12 protein-coding genes are annotated in these 18422 nt (G+C 71.8%); 3 read left to right on the top strand and 9 right to left on the bottom strand.

Annotated elements, in window-relative coordinates; genetic code table 11:
• Positions 1-107: 107 nt before the first annotated feature.
• From CXR44_RS07495 to CXR44_RS07475, 5 genes are all read right to left on the bottom strand, one after another.
• Positions 108-6275 carry an RHS repeat-associated core domain-containing protein gene (locus CXR44_RS07495; protein WP_101784123.1) on the bottom strand — a complete coding sequence of 2056 codons (6168 nt, stop codon included), beginning with the start codon at positions 6273-6275 and terminating at the stop codon, positions 108-110.
• A gap of 95 nt (positions 6276-6370) precedes the next feature.
• Positions 6371-9739, bottom strand: coding sequence for a LamG-like jellyroll fold domain-containing protein (locus CXR44_RS07490; protein ID WP_101784122.1), 3369 nt, complete (start codon positions 9737-9739; stop codon positions 6371-6373).
• Positions 9740-9901: 162 nt separating this feature from the next.
• Positions 9902-10606 (bottom strand): alpha/beta hydrolase, encoded by a 705-nt coding sequence (locus CXR44_RS07485; RefSeq protein ID WP_101784121.1) that lies wholly within the window; start codon positions 10604-10606, stop codon positions 9902-9904.
• 45 nt (positions 10607-10651) lie between these two features.
• Positions 10652-10942 (bottom strand): ATP/GTP-binding protein, encoded by a 291-nt coding sequence (locus CXR44_RS07480; protein ID WP_101784120.1) that lies wholly within the window; start codon positions 10940-10942, stop codon positions 10652-10654.
• The gene (locus CXR44_RS07475; protein WP_101784119.1) at positions 10939-12387 is read right to left on the bottom strand and encodes a 3-hydroxyacyl-CoA dehydrogenase family protein; all 1449 of its coding nucleotides are present in this window, start codon (positions 12385-12387) and stop codon (positions 10939-10941) included. The genes CXR44_RS07480 and CXR44_RS07475 overlap by 4 nt, the downstream gene beginning before the upstream one ends.
• Before the next feature lie 36 nt (positions 12388-12423).
• Here CXR44_RS07475 and nucS point away from each other — a divergent pair, with 36 nt between their 5' ends.
• Entirely contained in the window at positions 12424-13086 is a 663-nt protein-coding gene (gene nucS, locus CXR44_RS07470) for an endonuclease NucS (RefSeq protein ID WP_101784118.1), read from the top strand.
• A gap of 326 nt (positions 13087-13412) precedes the next feature.
• Entirely contained in the window at positions 13413-13955 is a 543-nt protein-coding gene (locus CXR44_RS07465) for a TetR/AcrR family transcriptional regulator (protein ID WP_245898920.1), read from the top strand.
• A gap of 141 nt (positions 13956-14096) precedes the next feature.
• Here CXR44_RS07465 and CXR44_RS07460 read toward each other — a convergent pair whose 3' ends face one another.
• From CXR44_RS07460 to CXR44_RS07445, 4 genes are all read right to left on the bottom strand, one after another.
• Positions 14097-14414 carry an STAS domain-containing protein gene (locus CXR44_RS07460; RefSeq protein WP_101784116.1) on the bottom strand — a complete coding sequence of 106 codons (318 nt, stop codon included), beginning with the start codon at positions 14412-14414 and terminating at the stop codon, positions 14097-14099.
• 94 nt (positions 14415-14508) lie between these two features.
• Positions 14509-15678 carry a sensor histidine kinase gene (locus CXR44_RS07455; protein ID WP_101784115.1) on the bottom strand — a complete coding sequence of 390 codons (1170 nt, stop codon included), beginning with the start codon at positions 15676-15678 and terminating at the stop codon, positions 14509-14511.
• Between the two features lie 10 nt (positions 15679-15688).
• Entirely contained in the window at positions 15689-16798 is a 1110-nt protein-coding gene (locus CXR44_RS07450; protein ID WP_101784114.1) for an ABC transporter permease, read from the bottom strand.
• Complete coding sequence (locus tag CXR44_RS07445; protein ID WP_101784113.1) at positions 16795-17691, bottom strand: ABC transporter ATP-binding protein; 897 nt, start codon at positions 17689-17691, stop codon at positions 16795-16797. Before CXR44_RS07445 ends, CXR44_RS07450 begins: the two co-directional genes overlap by 4 nt.
• Positions 17692-17817: 126 nt before the next feature.
• On the opposite strand from CXR44_RS07445, the gene CXR44_RS07440 reads away from it, so the two are divergent.
• Positions 17818-18408, top strand: a complete 591-nt coding sequence (locus CXR44_RS07440; RefSeq protein ID WP_101784112.1) for a cob(I)yrinic acid a,c-diamide adenosyltransferase — start codon at positions 17818-17820, stop codon at positions 18406-18408.
• Positions 18409-18422: the final 14 nt, after the last annotated feature.

Below are 18422 nucleotides of genomic sequence, written 5' to 3'. Positions count from 1 at the left end.
AGGCCCTGCGCCGGTCTCCGGGTGGGACGGCGGCCGGGCCGCCGTCCCTGGCGAGGGAACAGAGATCGAAGGGTCAGCAGGGTCGAAGGGTCAGCAGGGTCGAAGGGTCAGAAGAAGAAGCCGAAGAAGTCGCCCAGGCCGTCGGCCTGGTCGATCCATCGGGTGACGCGGGCACCCGTCTCGGCCGCCGCGCCCAGCTTCCGCTGCGGCGGCTCCACCTCGAACGGCTTGTACTTCTGCATCTGGACGTGACCCGCCCCGTTGGGCTGGATCGGGCTGGGCGGCGGATGCCCGTCGGGGTACATCCGCCCGTTGCGGTAGACGGTGACCGACCGGGTCTGCTGGACCTGGCCGTTGAGGTTGTAGACGTGACTGTTCCTGACCGGCGCCCGGGTCGCCTTCGGCGGTGACTGGCGCTGGCTCGACCGGTGGCTCGTGGGCCGTTGTGCGGGCCGCTGCCGCTGGTAGCGGGCCGGCGGCCGGCTCACCCGCCTGCCCTGCAGCCGCAGCCGCATCCTGTTCTTCATCGCCTGGCGGGCTCGCTGGCGGTGGAGCTTGGCCGCCCGGCGCTCGGCGGCCTTCCTGATGGCCCTCCTGCGTGCCTCCTCCGCCTTCTCCCTGGCCTCCTGCGCCTTCTTCCTCTTGGCCAGGTTCTGGGCCTTGCGCTTGGCCTCAGCGGCGCGGCGCCTGCGTTCCGCGGCGGCGGCCCGCCGCTTGGCCTGCTCGGCCATCTTCCTCTTCATCGCGGCGATGGCTCTGCGCCTGGCCGCCGCGATGGCCGCCCGCCTGGCCGCCGCCTGGGCCAGCTTCCTGGCGATGGCCCGCGCCGCGATCCGCGCCGCGATGCCGACGACGAACCAGACGAGTTGCCCGTCGGGGTCGCTCATGGTGACGGGACTGTTGCCGGCGTAGGCGTAGCCGTTGAGCTGCTGCGGGTCCACCTCGTCGATGACGGGGTCGACCGACAGGAACCGCCCGTGGCGCGGGTCGTACTCGCGGGCGCCCAGGTGGACGAGCCCGGTCGGGTCCTTCGTGCCGCCGACGAACCCGCGCTGGCCGGGCCACCACTCCGGTGGCGAGCCCCGGTCCTCGCCGAACGGCGTGGACCGGCGGACGGCGAGGTCGCCGGTGGCGGCCTTGACCGCGGCCTGCGCCGTGCCCTGGTGGTCCGCCGCCAGGAAGTACACCTGGTCGTCATGGGTGCGGACCGCCACCGGCTGGCCGCCGATGGTGTAGTAGCGGGTGGCCTCGACCGCGTCCTTGGCCAGGTCGAGCCGGAGCTCCATGTCGTCGATGTAGAGCGTGGTGTCCACCGGCGTCCTGCGCAGCAGCCGCTCACCGTCGGCGTCGTACAGGAACGAGGTGGTCTTGCCCGCCTCGGTCACCGACTCCAGGTTGCCCTCGGCGTCCCAGACGAGGGTCTGGTCGGCGGTGCCGATCTTGCGGCGGATCGTGTTGCCGGCCTCGTCGTAGGCGAAGGTGTCCGTCCCGGCGGACAGCAGCCCGTGCGGCTGCTTCTCACCGGCCTGGGGATAGGTGTAGTCGCGGACGGTCTCCTGCCGCCCGCCGAAGGCGTGCTGGGTCTCCTTGGTCCGGTTGCCGGTGGGGTCGTAGGCGTAGCTGACCGCGTACGGGGCCACCCCGCCGATCCTGTCGGACTGCGGCGTGCCGCTCGCGCAGTCGTCGGTGGCCGTCCACGCCGAGGTGAGGCGGCGCAGGTGGTCGTAGGTGAAGCACTGGGTGTCGCGGGCCTGACCGCCCGGCGTGTCGGCGATCTTGGTGATGTTGCCGGCGGGGTCGTAGGTGTAGTTGAGGTCGAGATCGGTCGCCGGCGCGCCGTCCCGGTCGAGCCGGGTCCGGGTCAGCCTGCGGGTGATCTCGTCGTGGGTGTAGGTGAGCCAGGTCTTCTTGCCGCCCGTGCTCAGCTCGTGCTGGAGCGTCTCCCCCATCTTGGAGTAGCGGGTCGCCGTGACGTACGGGGACAGGCCCGTGACCTTGGTCGGCTGGCTGAGCCCGTCGTAGGTGTAGACGACCGACTCCTCGGCCAGCCCTCCGGCGGCCGGGAAGCTGACCGACTGGACCTGGCCGTCCACGGTGTAGCGGGTGTTGAGCACGTACGAGCCCGCGAGCTTGCCCTCCCGCGCCGGGACGGTGACGGTCTGGCGGAGCGTGCGGTAGTCGGCGTCGATCGCGTTGATCTCGGCCTTGTACGCCTGGCCGTCCACGTAGCGGATGCTGGCGTGCTGGTGACCCTTGGCGAGCTGGTCGTACTTCCACTCGGCGAGCAGCGGGCCGGTGACGGACCCCTCCCGCAGCTCGGTCTTGCGGCCCAGCGCGTCGTAGACGTAGGCCAGGGTCTTGCCCCGGGCGTCGGTGGTGGTGACGACCTCGTCGGCGTCGTTGTAGGTCAAGGTGGTGACGCCCTGGTCCGGGTCCTCGGTCTTGACCTTCCGGCCGCGGGCGTCGTAGTGGTAGCGCCACACGTTGCCCGCGTGGTCGGTCACCGTGGACAGCCGGCCTGCCTGGTCGTAGGCGTACTTCGTGGACTCGTACTCGCCGCTGGGGGTGTCCCCCTTGTACTGCCGCAGCTCGACGAGACGGTCCTCGGCGTCGGCGATGCGGGTGGTGGCGAAGCCGCCGGGCGGCGCGGTGATGTGCACCCGGTCGCCCTTGTGCGCGGTGGTGACCCGCCACTTCTCGCCGCCCTTGGCCCTGAGGACCTGGGCGCTGATCTCGCCGGTGCCGTCGTAGACGACGGCCACCTGGCTGGGAACGTCCGTGTCGGCCACGCCGAGCAGTTCGGTGGACGGCTGCCCGGTGCTGAAGTAGCCGCCGTTGCGCTTGGCCACCTCGCCCACGGAGTTGTAGAAGGTGTCGGTGATGGTGCGCCCCTCGCGCAGCGCGGGGTCCTGCGCCTGGTCGTCGAGCGGCGCCGGTTCCTGCGTCTGGCGGGGCCGCATCAGGCCGTCGAACAGGTCGTGGCTGACGACGTAGCCGCCGTCGGCCCGCAGCGTCTTGCTGGTGACGACGCTGGGGCCGTCGTCACGGGTGAGGTAGGAGTACTCGGTGCTGGGCGACTGGCCGGCCGCCTTGCTCCGGTCGCTCTGCCACACCTTGGTCAGCCGGCCCAGCGGGTCGTACTCCATGTCGGTGCGCTTGCCGTTGGCGTCGATCTCGGCGATCGGCTCCCCCCAGGCCGGTTCGAGGAACGTGCGCTCCTCGTGGCCGAGCGGGTTGACCTCCTTGACCTCCGCCGCCGGGGCGCCGGCGGCCGGGCTGTAGGTCGTGGTGACCTTGGTGCCGGCCGCGTCTGTCTCGCTCGTCATGCGCCCGTAGGCGTCGTAGGTGCGGACCGAGTCGGTGAGCGTGGTCCCGTCGCCGGTCGCCTCCTGCACCGTGGTGATGTCTCCCCTGACCGGCGCCTGCCCGTACGGCCTGCCGTCGTACTGCGTGCGCTCGTCGATGATCACGTCCTCGGCGGCGAGCCTGGCCAGGCCGGTGCCGCAGCCGGTGGCGACCTTCTGGACCCGGCTGGTGAAGTCCAGCATCCAGGCGGCGCCGTTGCGCACGTAGGTGTAGCGGGTGCACTGGTCGTCCTCGGCGGTGGACAGGTCGCCCTTCTCCTCGACCTGGGTGAGCGCCCCGTACTCGTCGTAGGCGCGCTCCTCGCCGGTGCGCTGCCAGGTGCCGCCCTCCAGCGCGGTGCGGGTGACCATGGACTTGGCCTCCACGATGTGCGCCGCCTTGGTGACGCCGCCCTGCGTGGACTCGGCCGTCTTGCGTGACCACGGCTCCTCCAGCGTCGCCGTGACGACCGCGCCGCCGTCGCCGTTGTAGAGGATCTCCTCCCGCTCGAAGCCGGCCAGGTGGTCGTGGTCGTCGAGCTTGCCGCCCTCGCTGTCCACGACCTGCGCGCTGCGCCTGGTCCCGTCGGCCAGGCGGTCGCCGTCCATGCCGCGGAAGAACCTGAACTCCGTCAGCTCCCGCTTGCCGTCCTGCCCGTCACCCTCGCGGACACGGACCCGGCCGAAGCCGCGCCAGTCGGACCAGGTGCGGTGCGCGGGCTTGACGAGGATGTTGTCGGCGTAGCGCCAGGCGGCGCCGTCCAGGTACTCGTAGTCGGTCACCACGGGCGGCGAGCCGGCGACCCGGTCCACCTCCACGGTCTGCTTGACCACGTACTTGTGGAACCAGTCGGTGACCTCGGCCTCGTTCTCCGGCGCCCACCGCTGCGGGAAGCACAGCCGCTGGTTGCGGTCGGCGGCCGGCACGTCGCCCGGCTTGCAGTCGGCCGGGGCGTAGTTGACGCGGATCTCACCGCCGGAGCCGTTGCCCACGGTCTGCACCCGCCACTTCACCAGCGGCGCGCGGCCCTCGTTGGCGTCCACCCGGTTGGGCAGTTGGACGCCGGTGAAGACGACCTTGGGCAGCGTCAGCGTGCCGCCGACGTGGCCGGTCTGCTGGATGGACTGGAGCCAGAGCGAGGGGCTGAGCCCGTCGCCCGTGGCCGGGAAGGAGTGCGACAGCGTCCAGGAGTCGACCGCGCAGTACGGCTGGCCGGAGCACTTCGCCGGGTCGGTGTTGACGATCTGCGTGGTGACCTTGGCCAGCCGCTTGCGCGTGAAGAACGTCGGCGTCAGGCGGTTGGTGCAGCTCTGCCCGGAGGCGCAGATCTGGTCGAACGGCACGTCGGGCCAGTGGCCGGCCGTCTCCTTCTTGAGCTGGTCGGCCGCGCAGGTGACGGTGCCGCCGGGCACGCACCGCTCGGCCACGTCGAAGACCACCCGCGCCGCGGGCGTCCGGGTGAACAGCTCGCCCTGCAGGTAGCCGTAGTCGATGCGGGCCGGGTAACCGCCGCGCACGTACTCGGTGCCCAGCTCGGGCTTGGAGTTGCGGCCGTAGAAGTTCTTCTCGACGCCGTACCAGAAGGTGGTGGCGTTGCCGTGCGGGTCCACCACCAGGTCGAGGTTCCAGCGGTAGGCCTGCTGGCACCACGCCTTGGTGGCGTCGCTGTTGTGGCAGGGCTCGCCGGCGTTGTTGCCGAACACCGGCACCGTCCAGGTGGACCGGGTCTCGGCCTTGCCGGTGACCCACCCGGGCAGGCGGTTCAGCCCGAAGGTGTGCTGCGTGCCGTCGTCGGTGGTGACGCGCCAGTACTCGCCGTCGTTGTCGCCGTTGACGGCTCCCTTGAGGTACTCGATGCGGGTGCCGTCGTCGCGCTTGGGCCGCCACTGGTTCGTCGTGGCGTCCTTGATCAGCTCGACGGCGGAGCCGCCCAGGGAGAGCGTGGCGTTCTCCTGGTCCCAGCACAGGTCGCCGGTCTTCTTACCGTCCAGCATGCACGACTTGTACCGGCGCTCGATGTAGCCGCCGGGGCTCAGCTCGAAGCCCTCACCGGCCCAGGACGGCTGGTTGTTGGTGGAGGCGGTCCGGCCGTCCACGCTCTGCGAGGAGTAGCCGAGCGTGAGCTCCGGCTCGTCGCCGCCCAGCGCCGGCGGGGTGCGCAACTCCTGGCTCCAGGTGAAGTCACCCGACTGGGTGCCGACGCTCCAGCTCGCCGAGGGGGCGAGTGAGGTGGCGGCGTGGTCGCCCGACGGCCCGGAGGCGGCGGCCTGCAACGCGTATAGGCCGGACGTCTCGACCTCGGCGGTCACCGTGCTGGCCGTGGTGTCGTTGCGCGAGCGGACGGGCTCGGGCTGCGGGCAGTCCGCCGCGCCGGTCAGGGCGCAGTCGGGCAGCTTCACCATGCGCAGCCGGGCGCCGTAGTCACCGCCGGAGGCGTACCGGAACCCTGAGTAGTCGACCTCCAGGCTCGTCCTGCCGCCGCTCTTCGCCGCGAGGCCCTGGCCGGGGGACACCCGCATCGCGATGCCGAACACGCCGGCCTGCTGCACCTGGGCGGGGTCGAGCAGTTCGACGCGGACGGGAGCGGGGTCGGCGGCCGCCCCGTCCGCCGCCTTGGCCGTGCTCTGGGGCTTGGCCAGCCGGACGGGGAAGGCGGCGTCGAGTGTGCGGGCCTGCGCGGCGTCGCCGCCGAGTTCGGCCGTCCGGGCCTTCGGCCAGGTGACCGCCGGTGGCGCCTGCCAGGCCTTCTTGCGCGCCGGGTCGTCCTGGCGGGCCAGGACGGGGACCTTCTTGCCGCGTACCGGGGCTTCCTTCTGCACGGCCGGTGCCGGGCGCGGCGCGGCGGCGGCCGGTGGGACGGGGGCGAGCGGCGCCACCACCACGACGGCCAGCGCGACGGCCAGCCGGCGGGGCCACGGCGACTCGCGCACGGCTCCCTGTAAACGATTCCAGTAACTGTCCGGGAGATCTAACTCGCTGGGCTGCTCCATCGATCGACCCAATCTCTGGGGGGTGGGGTGATTCCTTACTGGGCGGCGAGCTGGGAGATCTGCTCGGCGCTGAGGACACCGTCGTAGATGCGGACGTCGTCGACGGTGCCCGGCCAGTGACCGGTGAGGACACCGGCGTTCATGGTGCGGCCCAGGTGCATCGGGCCGGTGGCGTTCCACGCGCTGGCGTGGGGGGTGATGGTGGTCTCCGAGAGCCTGCCGTTGACGTACACGCGCAGCTCGCCGCTCAGCGGGTCGTAGACCCCGGCCAGGTGCGTCCACTCCAGCGGCGCGGGAACCGCGTCGGACCGGGTGCGGACCACCGTCGCGGTGTCGGTGTCGGCCGCGGCCATGCCGAGCGTCCACCTGGTCTGCGCCCGGTCGTAGCCGAGCTGGAACCCGGGAGCCCGGCTGCCCACCTGGGAGACCGCGCTGGCGTCGCGGTCCGGCAGGTAGTCGAGCTGCGTCCACAGGGCCACGGTGAACCCGGACCGGGTGTTCACCGCCGGCGAGGCGGTCTGCGCGTGCCCGCCGGCGCCGTCGAGGGCGAGGGCGCCGGCGAGCCAGCCCTCGGTCCACGCGGCGCCGCCCGCCACGGTCGCCGCCGTGCCCTTGCCGGAGGAGTCGGCCGCGGTCGTGCCCGTCTCCTCGTCCAGCTTCCAGTGGCCGACCAGGGTGGCGGCGCTGTTGACCAGGTCGGCCACCTCGTCGCCGAACATGGCGCGGCCGTAGACGCGCACGTCGTCCACGTCGCCCGGCCAGAACGCCGTCGGGGCCCCGCCGGACTTCGACCGGCCGATCGTGAAGGGGCCGGTCGCGGCCCACGGCTGGATGTACGGGACCGTGGCCTCCGGCCGGCCGTTGACGTAGAGAGTCAGCTCCCCCGCCGCCGCGTCGTACACGCCGGTCAGGTGGGTCCACTCACCGGGCCTCGGCGCGCTGGTGGACACGGCGCGCACGGCCGTGGCGCCGTCGGCGTCGGCAGTCGGCCGCGACAGCACCCAGCGGTTGTCGGCCTTGGCGTACTGCAGGGCGAACCCGGCGGCGCGGGCTCCGTCCTGGCCGACCGCGGTGGCGTCGGCGGTCGCGACGCCCAGCCGCACCCAGGCCGAGACGGTGAAGTTGCGGTCGGTGCTCAGCACGGGTCCCGTGGTGGCGGCGTGCGCCCCGACGCCGTCCAGCCGCAGGGCCTGGCCGGTGCGGCCGGCGGTCCAGGCGGCGTTGCCGTACAGGGTGACCTGCTGGTCGCCGCCGTGGTCGGTGCCCACGCCGCCCTGGCCGTCGTCGAGGGTCCAGTGGCCGTCGGGGGGCGTGCCGGAGTTGACGTTGAAGACGTAGCTGCGGATCGGGCCCTGGTGCCCGGCCCGGTCCCTGCTGCGCACCGACAGGACGTTCGGGCCGTCGTGGCGCGGGGTGAGCCTGATCGTGGCGGTGCCGTCCGCCTGGACGCCGACCTCGGTCTTCGGGGTGGTGTCGAGCCCGTAGAGGTATCCGGTGACGTCGGTGACGCCGTTGGGGGCGAAGGTGAACGAGCCGGCCCGGCCGACGCCGTCGTACCAGCCGCCCTCGCCGTACTCGGCGGAGGTCACCAGCGGCTCCTTGCCGGGGGCGGAGGCGTCCACGGTCGCCTCGCACCAGGGGCTCCAGGCGCTGGTGGCCTTGCCGTCCTCGCCGCGTACCCGCCACCTGATCAGCGCGCCGTCGGCGAAGGCGCCCGCCGGGATGATCGCGGAGAAGGCGCTGCCGCTGCTCTGCGAGGGGGTGAGCCACTCGCCGACCTTGACGCCGGCGCTGTTCCACCACTCGAACCGGCCGCGTACGGCGTTGTCGGCGTCACGCAGCCGCGCGCCGAGGGTCGGCCGCGGCGTGGCGATGACCGGGCGCTGGTCGCCCGCCAGGCACGAGCCGCCCGGGTCGGACCAGACGTCGGCGGCCACGGGGGCGGCGGGCAGCGAGTTGTACTCGATGACCAGGCTGGGATTGTTCTTGAACTTCTTCCAGCCGTAGTTGTCCGTCTCGTCCGAGGCCCGCAGCCCGATCGTCATCGTGGGCCATTTCTTGGCGGCGGCCTCGACGGCCTGGCTCGTGACGTCGAACTCCACCCCGCCGGGCAGGCAGGCGGAGCCCCAGCCCTTGGCGACGGTGACGGTGGACAGGCGCCTGACCCAGGTGGGCTGGTTGTTCCAGGTGGTGGACTTGCTGATCGTGTTCGTCGACCAGGCCTCGACAGGCCGCTTGGTGCAGGAGTAGGACCACGTCTCGTAGGTGCGCAGCGTGGCCTTGATGATCTGCTTGCCGTGGATGGTGGAGCCGGTGTTCATCTGGAAGAACGACCGGTTGGTCTGCCCGGAGACGTGGCCCGACCTGGCGACGTCGCTGGCGTTGAGGAAGTTGGAGTTGGGGTTGTTGCTCCAGACGGACGTCCAGGCGCCGCGGGCCGCCGAGAAGAATGGGTCGAGGTAGACGGGGAACGTGGTGTCCGGGTCCTCCATCATGCGCCGGTCGGGCCTGAGCACCATGGTCCGCCCGTCGAGCCGCACGCCCATCGCCGTGTTGCGGCCGTCGGCGGGCGACGAGCCGTCCACAGGGGGCGAGCCGTCCGCGGGGGGCGCTGCCTGCCCCGTCCTGGGCGTACGGGCGGCCGCGCCGCCCGAGGAGTCCCACATGAGCGGTGTGGACGCGGTGAAGACGGTGCCGCCGTCACGGTCGACCGCCTCCAGGTTGCCCGCCCTGTCGGACCTCATGGTCAGGGCCGTGGTCGAGATCGGGTAGGCCAGTTCCGTCAGGGCCCGGTTGGCGGCGGCCTCGCGGGTCTTGACCACCAGGACGTGGGAGAAGCCGTCCACGTCGGCGCGGACCCGGAGGTCCACGCCGGGCAGCACCTCGGGGTAGAGGGCGGTGTCGCCCTCCAGCACCGGCTTCGGCAGCGGGCCGCGCCAGCCGAGCTCCAGCTTCTTGCCGCCGCGGGTCATGCGCGCCAGCGGCCCGGTGCCGCCGCCCGAGAAGCTGAGGCCGACGGCCGTCGCGACGGGGGCGATCGACCCGTCGGGCAGCTGTTCGAGCGTCGCGTCCACGGCGACCCACCGGCCGTCCTTGCGTACCCGTACCGGCCGGGCGTGCTGCTCCAGGACGAGGGTGCCGTCGGGACGGGCGGTGACCTGGCGTGTCTCCGAGCGCAGCGCCGCCACCTCGACCGGCTTGCCGCCGCGCCGGGCGGCCGTGAGCGCGGCCGCCTCCTCGGGGTCGTCGCTCAGCCGGACGCCGGTGGAGTCCTGGGCCGCCGTCGCCCGCTGTCGCGCGCCGGACTTTTGTCGATCTTCCGCCGCGGCGGTGGGGTCGCCGGAGGGCGCCACCACGACCACGCTTGCCAGCATCACCACGACGAGCCCACGACCTACGCGCATCCGCCCACGCCCTTGCCGAGGCGGGGATGCCGTGCGAGGTCACGCCCGCCCGGCATCGCCACGATCTTCAGTTGACGATCGGATTGTCATTCAGCAACAGGCGGCCGTCCAGATCTTGGTGGCATATTTCATCAGAATTACGTTCGGATGTGGAGGAAACCGTCAGACATGGGTGGGGAGCGGGTACGCGGCCGGGTTGACCCGCTTGACGATCTCGTCGAGCACGATGCGCACGTAGGGCTCGCCCACCCACAGGTGCTTGGCGCCCTCGACCCCGATGACCTCCGCCTGCGGCACCCGCGCGAAGCGGGCCCGGGCGTCGTCGGGCTTGAGGTAGTCGTCGAACTCCGGCACGAGCACGACCAGCGGCCGGCCGAACCGGGCCCAGGCGTCGAGGTCGTCGTCGGTGGCCCGGTGCAGCGGCGGCGAGAGCAGGACCGCGCCCTCCACCAGCGGGTCGTGCGCCCACTTCAGCGCCAGCTCGGTGCCGAACGACCACCCGACCACCCACACGCGCGGCAGATCGTGGAACTCGGCGTACTCCAGAGCCGCCGCCACGTCGAACCGCTCGCCCTGCCCGCCGTCGAACGCGCCCTGCGAGGTGCCCCGCTCGGAGGACGTGCCGCGCGTGTTGAAGCGCAGCACGGCCAGGTCGGCGAGGGCGGGCAACCGGTTGGCGGCCTTCTTGTAGACGTGGCTGTCCATGAAACCGCCGTGGGTCGGCAGCGGATGCAGGGTGACCAGCGTGGCCACCGGCGGCCGGTCGGCCGGCAGGGCCAGCTCGCCCACCAGGGTCAGTCCGTCACCGGTGTGCAACTCGATCGGCTCACGTCTGGCCGGCAGCACGGTCGCCGCACGGATCTCCACCTTGGTCCTCTTTCGTGATGGGGGTTGCCGGGCTCTCCGGCAGCGTCAGTAGCGGCTTCGGCCGGGCCCGCGGTCCAGTCTCTTGCGCCAGCACGCCGTGTGCCAGTGACGGCGCTCGTCGTCGCCGCCCGTCCAGTTGGGCCAGCTCACCAGGTGCGGCTGACCGCCGGGGATCTCCTGGTCGCAGCCGGGACAGCGGTAGTTCTTGGCCGAGGAGCCGCCGGCCAGCATGCGCACCTTCCACTCCCCGTCGGGCCACTCCTCGACCCGGTCCATGCCCCGGGGGAAGCCGACAGGACGCGAGTCGTCCCGGCGGCGGGCACGGCGCGGGCTCATGGCCGGGGGAAACTGGTCAGGCCGGCCGTGACCAGGTGGTCGAGCAGCGGCGCGGGCGCGTAGGAGGGCTCGCGGTATTCGGTGTAGAGGGCTCTCAGGCCGTCGCGCACGCGGTCGAGGCCGATGATCTCCAGGGTCTCGATCGGCCCGGCGGGGTAGCCGCAGCCCAGCCGCATGGCCGCGTCGACGTCGCCGATCGAGGCGTAGCCCGCCTCGACCATCCTGACGGCGTCGTTGAGGTAGGGGTAGAGCAGCGCGTCCACGACGAAGCCGGCCCGGTCGCGGCACGGCACCGGGGTGCGGCCGATGACCTTCATCAGGTCGCGAGCCGCCGCGACGGCTCCGGGTGAGGTGAGGGCCGTGGCGGCCACCTCGGCCACCCGCTCGCCCACGAGGTGGACGCCCACCATGACGTCGGGACGCGGCAGCCGTACGGCGTGCTCCACCACGGGCCGGTCGGCGAGCCGCAGCACCACGTCCGGGTCGTCGGACGTCTTGAACCCGGCCTGCGCCAGCCGCTCGGCCACCGCGCCGGCCCCCTCCCCCTCGACCCGGTAGGTGATGACCGCGGCCCGCTCGGACTCCCGGCGCACCGGCGGCTCGCCGTGGAAGCCGCGGCCGCTCTTGCGGCCGAGCAGCCCGGCGGTGACGAGCTCACGCAGCAGCGGCGCGGGTGTGTGCCGGCGGTCGCGGGTCTCGTCGAACAGCACGCACATCACCTCGTAGGCGGTGTCGAGCCCGATGAGGTCGAGCAGCGCGAACGGCCCCATGGGCAGCCCCGCCCCGAGCGTCATCGCCGCCTCGATGTCGTCACGCGCGGCCACGCCGTTCTCCAGCAGCACGGCGGCGTGGTTGAGGTACGGCAGGAGCAGCCGGTTGACCACGAACCCGGCCCGGTCCCCCACGGCCACGGGCGTCTTGCCCAGCCGCCGCGCCAGCCCGGCGATCTCGTCGAGGACCCCGGGCTCGGTCACCACCGTGCCCACGACCTCGACGAGCCGCATCACGGGCGCCGGGTTGAAGAAGTGCATGCCGACGACCCTGCCGGGGCGGCCCGTCGCGGCGGCGACGGCGGTGACGGACAGCGAGGAGGTGTTGGTGGCCAGCACGGCCTGCGGCTTGCAGATGCGGTCGAGATCCTCGAACAGCGACACCTTGGCGTCGAGGATCTCGGGGATCGCCTCCACCACCAGGTCGGCCTCGCTCAGGTCGTCACGCGAGGTGGTCAGCGTCACGCGGCGGAGGATCTCCTCGCGCTCGGCCTCGCCCAGCCGCCCCCGGTCGACCGCCCGGCCGGTGGACCTCTCCAGGTGCCCGCGTCCGCGGGCGAGCGCCTCGGCGTCCGCCTCGACGCCGATCACCCGCAGCCCGGCCCGCGCGAAGACCTCCGCGATGCCGGCCCCCATCGTGCCGAGGCCGACGACTCCCACCCTCTCGAACGCCATGCGTCCAGTTTTCCAGAGCCGCTAAGGTGGACCGTCATGCGGTTGGTCATCGCGCGCTGCAGCGTGGATTACGTCGGTCGGCTCACGGCACACCTGCCGATGGCGCCGAGGCTGGTGCTCATCAAGGCCGACGGCAGCGTGTCGATCCACGCCGACGACCGTGCCTTCAAGCCGCTCAACTGGATGAACCCGCCGTGCAAGCTCAAGGAGGACGGCGAGACCTGGACGGTCACCCACGGCAAGACGGGCGAGAAGCTCGTGCTGACCATGGCGGAGATCCTCCACGACTCCAGTCACGAGCTGGGCGTCGACCCGGGCCTGATCAAGGACGGCGTCGAGGCGCACCTTCAGGAGCTGCTCGCCGAGCACATCACCACGCTGGGCGACGGCTACACCCTCATCCGGCGCGAGTACATGACGGCGATCGGCCCGGTCGACATCCTCTGCCGCGACGCGAGCGGCGCGACCGTCGCCGTGGAGATCAAGCGGCGCGGCGAGATCGACGGGGTCGAGCAGCTCACCCGCTACCTGGAGCTGCTCAACCGCGACCCGCTGCTCACGCCGGTCCGCGGGGTCTTCGCCGCCCAGGAGATCAAACCGCAGGCCCGCGTGCTCGCGGCCGACCGCGGCATCGACTGCGTCACCCTCGACTACGACGCGCTGCGCGGCATCGAGCCGGAGAACCCGACGCTGTTCTGAGGCGCCGCCGGGGAGCGCCGTGCCGAGGGCGCTGTCCCGAGGGGCGGAAGCGGCCTCGCTGGCCCGTTCCACCGCGCCGTGTCCTGCCCGGATATCGGGGTGTGGCCCCGTCTCAGCCGTCGCGAGGATTGAGCCGCCGGTCAGGATTGTCACGTTCTTGCATGGCCGATGTAAGAGGCAATCTTTTCGCCCTTTCCCAGAAGCCGATCATCCGTCCATAATTGTGTGCTCTGGGGGCCACGATCATGTTGGACGGGTGGATTGTGAACCGGTCTTACCGGGGAATGTCGGCTGAGCAAAGGCTGGCGGACAGACGCGAGCGGCTGATGACGGCCGCCTACACGCTATACGCGAAGCCAGGTTTCGCGGCGACGACGATCGAAAGGCTGTGCTCGGAGGCGCGGATCTCCAACCGGGCCTTCTACGAGTGTTTCGGCGGACGCGAGGAACTCCTCCAGGCGCTGCACGACCGGTGCGTGGAGGAGAGCTTGGCCCACGTGACCAAGGCCCTGCAGGAGGCGCCGGACACGCTGGACGGGCGCGTCCAGGCCGGCATTCGCGCGTACGTCGAATTCGCCACGGCCGACTGGCGGCGGGCCCGCATCATGCATCTGGAGGTGCGCAGGTCGGGAGACGTCCTCACGGCCTCGCGCCAGCGCGCCGTGGAGTCCTTCGCCCGGCTCGTCGAGGAGGCGTCCGCCGATTTCCCGGTGGGCACCGCGCCCTCGCGGCGGCTGGTCGCCCTCGGAGCCATTGGAGCGCTACAAGAGTTGCTCATCGAATGGCTGCTGTCGGAGGAGCCGCCGGAGTTGGACGAACTCGTCGATGTGGCGACGCACATCTTCAGACGGTCGCTCGGCGGCACCTGAGCACATACACCTTCCGGATTAAGAACCGCATAAATCGGTATTTTCGGATGGATTTGAAATCGGCCTTCGCCGCGGAAGCCCCCCATGCGGCAATGTGATTGAAACATCAACGACGAGCGACGGCGGAAATCGGCCGTGGCGTCACGCCACGGCCGCTTCCTCCGCCTCGACGTGCAGCACCCGGTTGAGCCGCGTCACCGCCAGGATCCGCATGACCCGCGGAGGCACTCCGCGCAGCACGAGGCGGCGCTGCGCGGCGATCGCCCGCCGATGCGTGCCCACGAGCACGCCCAGGCCGGTGGCGTCGATGACCTCCAGCCGGGAGACATCCAGGATCAGGTCGCCCTCGCCCGAGTCGACGGCGTCGTGCAGCTGTGACCGCGCCCCGGCCGACGTGCCGGCATCCAGCCGGGCGCCGATCTTCACCACCTGGGCTTTCGGATTGCCCCGGACGCGCATGTCACCTCCTCACCTCGCACCGGCGCGCATCCGCGCGGTGTCGTCATGCCTGCCCACGGCGGTGGGCATGGGGTAGCCCCCCGATACTCCCCCACTACCCACGAATCGGCAGTGACACGACAGCGTCGAGAACGAAGTGCCCGTCCGCCGTCGGATGCGCCCTCAGCTCGCCACCGACTGCCGCCAGCCGCTCCCCCAACCCCGACAGGCCGCTGCCCAGATCGGCCGCCTGACGGCGCACCACGCCGTCGTTGCGCACCAGCAGCGCGGCCTCCTCGGTGGTGAACCGGAGCGTGATGTCGCAGAACGTGGCGCTGCTGTGCTTGAGCACGTTCGTCACCGCCTCCCGCACGGCGTAGGCGAACACCGGCCCCACCCCGGCGGGCAGGTCGCGGTGGGGCAGGCGCAGCTCGCACCGCACCCCGGCCGCCTCCAGCACGCCGCGCACGCTCTCCAGCTCCGCCGGCAGGTCCAGCTCGCGGTAGCCGCGCACGGCCTGCCGCAGCTCGCGCAGCGCCTTGCGGGTCAGCGCGTTGACCTCCGTCATCTCCGCCCTGGCCGCCGAGGTGTCCGCATCCGACAGCCGTACGGCCAGTTCCGTCTTGACGGCGATGGCGGAGAGCTGGTGGCCGACGAGGTCGTGCAGATCCCGGGCGAAGCGCAGCCGCTCCTCGGCGACCGCCAGCCTGGCGTGCGCCTCCCGCCCCTCGTGGGCCTGCACGGCGAGCCGGTAGATCCACACCCAGATCCGGTTGGACGGCGGGAAGCTCGCGCACATGATCCCGTAGATCACCACCATGAACGGGATGGAGACCACGGGGTCGGCCTGACCGTCGAACAGCAGGCGGTAACCGCCCAGGACGTTGGCCGCGCCGATGCCGACGGCCACCACGTACGTGCCCACCGAGATCAGCACGGCCCGCCAGAGCGGGATGCCCACCGTCGCGACCGACAGCCACGCCATGAGCACGAGCCCCCAGCCGACCGGGTCGCCCCCGCCGATGGACGCGGCGAACACGGCCAGAGCCCCGGCCACCACCACGTCCTTGGTGGCGTACCGGGACTCCAGTGCCGCGTCGAGCACCCGCAGGTAGGAGCGGCTGAAGACGATCACGGCGGCCAGCGCCGGGCCGAGGCGCCACCACTGCGCCCGGCCGAGGCCGATCTCGGTGACGATCTGCAGGGAGAGCGTGAACCACACCAGCCCCAGGAGGGAGATCAGCACCCACCGGCACAGCCGCCGAGCCCGCGTGATCGAGTCCATCGGGGTCCGGTTACCTCGCCCGCAGGACTTCGGCCAGCCTGACCCGGGCGCCGGTGCGCAGCACGGCCCGCTCGTAGATCTTGGCCCCGAACGCCAGCACCGCCACCACCGCCCCGGCCATGAGCGCCATCGACAGCCCGATCTCCCACAGCGGCACCTCGGCGGCGGCCATCCGCACCGGCATGACCATCGACGAGAACGGCGGGATCAACGACATGATCGTGGCCAGGGTGCCGGTCGGCTCGGCGGTCGCGTAGAAGGCGATGAAGTACGACACCATGATGAGCATGGTCAGCGGCGTCATCACGTTGCCGACCTCCTCCTGACGCGACACCAGCGAGGCGAGTGCCGCGGCCAGGGTGGCGAAGAAGGCGTAGCCCAGCACGAACCAGACCAGCACCCCGGCCACGATGCCCGGCGTGCCGGGCGGGAAGTCCACCGCCACGCCCGAGACGAACGACGCGCCGAGGCCGACCACGAGGATCGTGCCGAGGTTGATCAGGCCGAGCACGCCCAACCCGATGATCTTGCCGCCGAGCAGTTGCCACGGGCGGATCGAGGTCAGCAGGATCTCCACGATCCGGCTGCCCTTCTCCTCCACCACGCCCATGGCGACCATCATCGCCTGGCCGATGATCAGCATGAACAGGACGAGCGTCAGCACCACGGCGATCCCGGTGCGCGCCTCCTGGTAGCGGGTGTCGGCGCCGACCGACTGCATCTGCAGCGGCTCGATCCGCACGCCGGACGCGCCCAGCTTGGCCTCCCGGTGCGTGCTCTGCAGCAGCACGCCCAGCTCCGATTCGATCTTGCCGTCGGTGAGCACCTTGGTGCCGTCGACGAGGACCGCGTCCACGTCGCCGTCGAGCAGCGCCCGCCTGGCCGCCGCCTCGTCCGGGAACGCCCGCCACTCGATCTTCGCGTCGGGCGCCGCGGCCTGCACGGGGAGCTGCTGCGAGTGGACCGTGCCGAGGGTGTACTCGTCCGGGCCACCCATGAGCTTGGGCGCGAACGCCACGGCCCCCACCAGCACGGCCGTGATGATGAGACCGATGACGAACGCCTTCGTCCGGATCTGGGTGGTGATCTCCCGGCGTGCCACCAGGATCAGCGCGTTCACGCCACGGCCTCCTTGAAGATCTCGGTGAGGGTCGGCTGCTCGTAGCCGAAGTGCTCGACCTGGCCGGCCTTCATGGCACGGCGCAGGATGTCCTGGTCGTCCCCGCCGGTGACCACCAGCTCGTGCCGGTCTCCGCGGACGGCGATCTCGCCGGGCAGGCCGTCGGCCCAGCCGGGCGCCGGGTCGCGCACCACCACCCGCAGCGTGCGGCCCACGGCGGCCCGCAGGTCGCCGACGGTGCCGGTGGCGACCATCCGGCCGGAGGCGACGATGCCGACCGAGTCGCACAGCCGCTCCACCAGGTCGAGCTGATGGCTGGAGAAGATCACCGGAACCCCGCCGCGGCAGCGCTCCTGCAGCGCCGTGGCCAGCGTTTCGACCGCGAGCGGGTCGAGGCCCGAGAACGGCTCGTCGAGGATCAGCACCTCGGGGTCGTGCACCAGCGCGACCGCGAGCTGCACCCGCTGCTGGTTGCCCAGCGACAGCGACTCGACGGCGTCGCCCCTGCGTTCGCCGAGGCCGAGCCGCTCGATCAGGTCGTCCGTGGCCTTCTGCGCCGCCGCCTGGTCCAGCCCGTGCAGGCGGCCGAAGTAGGCGATCTGCTCGGCCACGCGCATCTTCTGGTAGAGCCCGCGCTCCTCCGGCATGTAACCGAACCGGCGCCGGTCCGCGTACGTCAGCGGCCTGCCCTGCCAGGTGACCGCACCGGCGTCGGCCTGCAGCACGCCCATCACGATCCGCATGGTCGTCGTCTTGCCCGCGCCGTTCGCGCCGACGAACCCGTACATCTCCCCCTGCCGGACGGTGAAGCCGATCCCGTCCAGAGCGAGCTTGCCCTCCGGCGACTCCGGGCCGCCCGCGAAACGCTTGCGCAGCTCGCTGATCTCGAGCATCAGATCCTCTCCTTCATCATGGGCTCATCCTCGCGCGGCCCTGATCCGCCCGGTAGTCGCCGGAATCACCACCCCGGCGTGCGCCCTGAGTCCCTTTCGGATGACTTTTGTCATTACGCTGAACGCATGACGCGCCAGGACAAGGACAAGCCGGTCGTACTCTCCCGCATCTACACCCGCGCCGGCGACGACGGCACGACGGCGCTCGGCGACATGAGCCGCACCCACAAGACCGACACCCGCCTGGCCGCGTACGCCGACGTCGAGGAGGCCAACGCCCATCTCGGGGCCGCCCTGTCGCACGGCACGCTGCCCGCCGAGCTGGCCGAGGTGCTGACGCGGGTGCAGAACGAGCTGTTCGACGTCGGCGCGGACCTGTGCACGCCGGTGGTGGCCGATCCGGAGTTCCCGCCGCTGCGGGTGGAGCAGCCGTACGTCGACTGGCTGGAGCAGCAGTGCGACCGGTTCAACGCCGAGCTGAAGCCGCTGCGCAGCTTCATCCTGCCGGGCGGAGACCCGGCGACGGCCGCGCTGCACGTGGCCCGCGTGACGGTCCGCCGCGCCGAACGCTCGACCTGGGCGGCCCTGCGCGACCACGACGACATGAACCCGCTGACGGCCACCTATCTCAACCGGCTGTCGGACCTGCTGTTCATCGCCTGCCGGGCGGCTCACGCGGGCCAGGAGATCCTGTGGCGCCCCGGCGGCACCCGCTGACCATGCCGCACCCG

This window comes from Nonomuraea indica (genome assembly GCF_002850745.1).
Taxonomy (GTDB): Bacteria; Actinomycetota; Actinomycetes; order Streptosporangiales; family Streptosporangiaceae; genus Nonomuraea; species Nonomuraea indica.
The sequence above is the reverse complement of the archived record's forward strand: the minus strand, read 5'-3'. Positions and strand labels throughout refer to the sequence as shown.

Bases quoted from the DNA above. Each gene is read 5' to 3' on its own strand.
- CXR44_RS07490 (WP_101784122.1), bottom strand. From the start codon at position 9,739: ATGCGCGTAGGTCGTGGGCTCGTCGTGGTGATGCTGGCAAGCGTGGTC.
- CXR44_RS07480 (WP_101784120.1), bottom strand. From the start codon at position 10,942: ATGAGCCCGCGCCGTGCCCGCCGCCGGGACGACTCGCGTCCTGTCGGC.
- CXR44_RS07475 (WP_101784119.1), bottom strand. From the start codon at position 12,387: ATGGCGTTCGAGAGGGTGGGAGTCGTCGGCCTCGGCACGATGGGGGCC.
- nucS (WP_101784118.1), top strand. From the start codon at position 12,424: ATGCGGTTGGTCATCGCGCGCTGCAGCGTGGATTACGTCGGTCGGCTC.
- CXR44_RS07465 (WP_245898920.1), top strand. From the start codon at position 13,413: ATGACGGCCGCCTACACGCTATACGCGAAGCCAGGTTTCGCGGCGACG.
- CXR44_RS07460 (WP_101784116.1), bottom strand. From the start codon at position 14,414: ATGCGCGTCCGGGGCAATCCGAAAGCCCAGGTGGTGAAGATCGGCGCC.
- CXR44_RS07455 (WP_101784115.1), bottom strand. From the start codon at position 15,678: ATGGACTCGATCACGCGGGCTCGGCGGCTGTGCCGGTGGGTGCTGATC.
- CXR44_RS07445 (WP_101784113.1), bottom strand. From the start codon at position 17,691: ATGCTCGAGATCAGCGAGCTGCGCAAGCGTTTCGCGGGCGGCCCGGAG.
- CXR44_RS07440 (WP_101784112.1), top strand. From the start codon at position 17,818: ATGACGCGCCAGGACAAGGACAAGCCGGTCGTACTCTCCCGCATCTAC.